The following is a 4,325-nucleotide window of genomic DNA, read 5'->3' on the forward strand; positions in this document are numbered from 1 at the left end:
CGGATGCCTGGGCCCAGGCATCCGCTCCCTTCTTTCGTTGGTGACTACTCGGTGTCGGGGCTGGTCGTCCAGTCGCCGGTGGCGAGATAGACCACCTTCTTGGCGACCGACTCGGCATGGTCGCCGAAACGTTCGTGGTAGCGGCTCGCGAGCGTGGCGTCGACGGTGGCCATCGCCTCGCCCTGCCAGTTCTCGCCGAGGACCTTCTCGAAGACCGAGACGTGCAGCTCGTCGAGCTTGTCATCGAGGTTGCGCAGCTGTTCGGCGATCGTGATGTCCTGCGTGCGCAGCAGCTCCGCGAGCAGGCGGGCCATCTCGACGTCGATCTGTCCCATGCTCGTGAACGTGCTCTTGAGACCCTTGGGGATCGCGCGCTCGGGGAACCGGTAGCGGGTGAGCTGCGCGATGTGTTCGGCGATGTCGCCCATGCGCTCGAGCGACGCCGACATGCGCAGCGCGCTGACGACGATGCGCAGGTCGCGCGCGACGGGCTGCTGGCGGGCGAGGATCTCGATGGCGAGTTCGTCGAGGGCGATGGCCTTCTCGTCGATGACGGCGTCGGCCTCGATGACCTGCTCGGCGAGCGAGACGTCGCTCGTGCCGAAGGCCTGTGTGGCGTGCTCGATGGCGATCGCGACGAGCTCGGAGATCTCGACGAGACGCGCCTGCACATCCTCGAGCGACTGGTGGAAGACTTCGCGCACGGTGTGATCCCTTTCCCGGCAGACGGACACGGCGCCGCACAACCTCCGCGATCATCCCGAGCGAAGGTTAACGATTGGTGCCTGAGCGGTGAATACTACCGGCGCGCCGACGGGGGCAGAGGGGGCTTGCGCGATCGGCGCGAGTCCGTGACCGTACGCTGGGGTCTTATGGACCCCGTGCAGATCGCGCTCCTTGCGCTGCTGGGAGGAGTCGTCATCGGCGTCGGTCTGACGGCGATGATCTTCACCGCCCTCCGTATCGCGCAGCGCGCCGAGGCGGCGGCGTCGGCGATCGTGCCCGACGGCGTGCTTCAGGTGCTCGATGCGATGGAGGGTGCCGCGTCGGTCGTGGATGCCTCCCTCACGGTGGTCGCCGCATCGCCCGCCGCGCCGAGTTTCGGGATGTCGTCGGGCGAGGTCGTCACGGTCGAGGACCTCCGCGCGCTGGTGCGTGCGTCGCGGGCGTCGGGGCAGCCGCAGACGTCGCGTTTCCGCATGCGTCGTGCGGCGGGAGGGTCCGGCTCCCTCGCGACGGAGGGACGTCTGGTGTCGGCGCGCGCGGCGGCGCTCGATGGCACGCACGTGCTGCTCGTGGTCGACGACGTGACCGAGCAGGAGCGTCTCGAGCAGATGCGCTACGACTTCGTCGCCAACACCAGTCACGAGCTGAAGACGCCGGTCGGAGCCGTGAGTCTGCTCTCGGAGGCCATCGAGTCCGCCGCCGACGACCCGCCGCAGGTCCGCGTCTTCGCGGCCCGACTGCAGGCGGAGGCGGCGCGCCTGACGCGTCTGACCGGCCGCATCATGGATCTTTCGCGGCTGCAGTCCGCCGACGAGCTGCCCGAGCCTCGCGACGTGTCGATCGACGAGGTCGTCGCCGCCTCGGTCGAAGCCCACGCGGTGCAGGCCGACTCGGCGGGCGTGAGTCTTGTTCGCGGCGGCGATCGCGGTGCGGTCGTGCGCGGCGATCCGACGATGCTCATCGAAGCGGTCGGCAATCTGATCGCCAACGCCATCGCCTACTCGCCGCGCGGCGGTCGCGTGGGGGTTGGTGTGCGCGCCGACGACACGATCGTCGAGATCGCGGTGGCCGATCAGGGCATCGGCATCGCCGAGAGTGATCAGCAGCGCATCTTCGAGCGCTTCTATCGCGCCGATGGTGCACGCTCGCGCCGCACCGGCGGCACCGGGCTGGGCCTCGCGATCGTCAAGCATGCCGTGCAGCGTCACGGCGGTGAGGTTCGGGTGTGGTCGCGGCCGGGCCGGGGGTCGACGTTCACGATCCGGCTGCCGCGCATCGCCGCCGAGAGTCATCCCGAGAAAGCCAAACGCCGCCGTCGCGGCGCCGACCCGCTCGCCCGCAAACGACGCCAGGCCGCACCGTCGCGACCGGCCGCTGGCGGCACGACACGCACGACCACCACCGAGGGAGAAGCAACGACATGACCCGGGTTCTGCTCGTCGAGGACGAGCCCGATCTCGCCGATCCTCTCGCCTATTTGATGCGGCGCGAGGGCTATGACGTGGAGATCGCCGAGGACGGTCCCGCGGCGATCACGTCGTTCGAGGAGCACGGCTGCGACATCGTGCTGCTGGATCTGATGCTGCCCGGCATGCCCGGCACGGAGGTGTGCCGGCGCATCCGTCAGACCTCCGCGGTGCCGATCATCATGGTGACGGCCAAGGATTCCGAGGTCGACATCGTCGTGGGGCTGGAGCTCGGTGCCGATGACTACGTCACCAAGCCCTACTCCTCGCGTGAGCTGCTCGCGCGCATGCGTGCGGTTCTGCGGCGGACCGCTGAGCCCGAGGTCGATCTCGAGGACCACATCCTCACGGGGGGCCGGGTCACGCTCGACATCGACCGGCACGCGGTGTCGGTCGATGGCGCCGAGATCAGCATGCCGCTCAAGGAGTTCGAGCTGCTCGAGGTGCTCATGCGCAACGCGGGGCGCGTGCTCACGCGTGGGCAGCTGATCGATCGCGTGTGGGGGAGCGACTACTTCGGCGACACGAAGACGCTCGACGTCCACATCAAGCGCATCCGCTCCCGCATCGAGCGCACGCCCAGCGAGCCGTCGATGCTGGTGACCGTGCGCGGGCTCGGCTACCGCTTCGAGTCCTGAACGTGGCACGGTCGCTTCGGCAGCATCGCTGACGGCGTGGGCGGTGCTGGCGGTGCTGGGCCCCTGGCGGTGCTGGGCCCCTGGCGGGGCCGGGGTGGCTGGGGTCGGAGCTGGCTGGCGCGTCCGAGGTCGGGATCAGAAGGGTGCGTCCTCAAGGTCGGGCACGAATCCGATGGTGACCGGTGGTGGGGTGTCGATGTAGTGGAGTCCGCCGGGTGATATCCACTCGATCACCCCGCCCGGATGATGTTTCACCCGCCAGGGCGTCTCACCCTTCAGAGTGTGATGTCGTCGACACAGCGCGCAGAGGTTTCTGTGGTCGGTGGCTCCGCCGAGGGCGAAGTCTTGGCCGTGGTCGACGTCGCAGCGGTGGGTGGGCATGCGGCAGCCCGGGAATCTGCAGTGCGGATCCCTCACCCTCAAATGTCGGGTCAAGTCCGCCGAACGCGTGTACCTGTCGACGGCAAGGACTCCGCCGGTGATCGGATCAGCCAGCACCCGTTCCCATCCCGGTACCGAGGCGGCGAGTATTCGTGCGGTGTCGAGGTCGATCGGCGCCCGCCCCACCAGCTCCGCGGGGTCATCCGTCAGCCCAGCGAGTGCGAGGGCGGGGACGGTCACGTTGACCGTCGCGCGGATCGACGCGAGCCCGCCGTGCCCGTCGCCGAGTCCTTCGCCGGTCTCGGTGTCGATGCGGTGGGTGAGGATCATCTCCATGAGTACGTCGGCGCGCACCTGATCCAGCGTCCGAGAATCCACCGGGGCTTCGCACTCGGCGTCGGACTCCTCATCAGCCCCGGCATCCGCGGCTTCAGCCGCGCCCGCGTCCGCGGCTTGAGCCGCGTCCGTGTCTTGGGCGGTGTGTGCGGTGTTGAGGACGTCGCGGGCGATGTGGGTGATCATGTCGTGGATGCCGTGCACGGGCACCGCCGGGCCCCGGAGGAGGAGTTCGGTCATGCCGTCGGCGACGTCCTGCACCCACACCCCGCGTCCTTCCCGCGCGGTCTTGTGGCGCTCGGCGAACGTCGTCGGCTGCACCTGCTCCACGAGCCGCGCGAGCTGCGGTCCGAGCCGCCCGGGCGTGGTGGACGCGGCCCGCTCCAAAGCCTCGACCTCGAACGAGGCCCGAATCTTCGGGTCGGTGAGTTTCACCCCGTGTTCGACGATCGCCCGCACATGCCCGACCGACACGACACCCGCGGCCAGCGCCTCAAACGACGCCGCGAAGCGCGTCACGAGGGTGTGGGCGTCGTTCATCCGCCGCTGTACCGACCGGTCGGGTTGCCGTGCACACGCCCCCAGCTCCGCAGCGAGGGCCCGTAGCGGAAGTTCGGCTTCGCGGCCAGCGCTGCGGGGGATCTCCGCGACCCGCTCCAAACCCACCGCCTGCGCCTCAGCCAGCACCGCCATGACCTCAGCTTCGGCCGAGGCCACCCCTGCCACCGCGGCCGCGTACTTCGCCGCAAGGGCCGCCGCGACAGCATCCACACCGTCG

The 4,325-nt window shown here is 69.5% G+C and carries 4 protein-coding genes; 2 read left to right on the forward strand and 2 right to left on the reverse strand.

From position 1 onward, the window contains the following. Positions 1–44: 44 nt before the first annotated feature. Positions 45–704, reverse strand: coding sequence for a phosphate signaling complex protein PhoU (gene phoU, locus DI573_RS14255; RefSeq protein ID WP_292815688.1), 660 nt, complete (start codon positions 702–704; stop codon positions 45–47). A 168-nt stretch (positions 705–872) separates the two neighbouring features. Here phoU and DI573_RS14260 point away from each other — a divergent pair, with 168 nt between their 5' ends. After that, on the forward strand, positions 873–2,150 hold the full coding sequence (locus DI573_RS14260) for an ATP-binding protein (RefSeq protein WP_292815695.1): 1,278 nt from the start codon (positions 873–875) through the stop codon (positions 2,148–2,150). Continuing rightward, a complete protein-coding gene (locus tag DI573_RS14265; protein ID WP_292815691.1) occupies positions 2,147–2,830 on the forward strand; it encodes a response regulator transcription factor in 684 nt (227 codons plus the stop codon). The genes DI573_RS14260 and DI573_RS14265 overlap by 4 nt, the downstream gene beginning before the upstream one ends. A 135-nt stretch (positions 2,831–2,965) precedes the next feature. Here the strand turns inward: DI573_RS14265 and DI573_RS14270 are convergent. Then, positions 2,966–4,325, reverse strand: a 1,360-nt coding sequence (locus tag DI573_RS14270; RefSeq protein WP_292815693.1) for an HNH endonuclease signature motif containing protein, incomplete at its 5' end; no start/stop codon positions are given.

It is taken from the genome of Microbacterium sp. (assembly GCF_003248605.1).
In the GTDB taxonomy this organism is placed as follows: Bacteria; Actinomycetota; Actinomycetes; order Actinomycetales; family Microbacteriaceae; genus Microbacterium.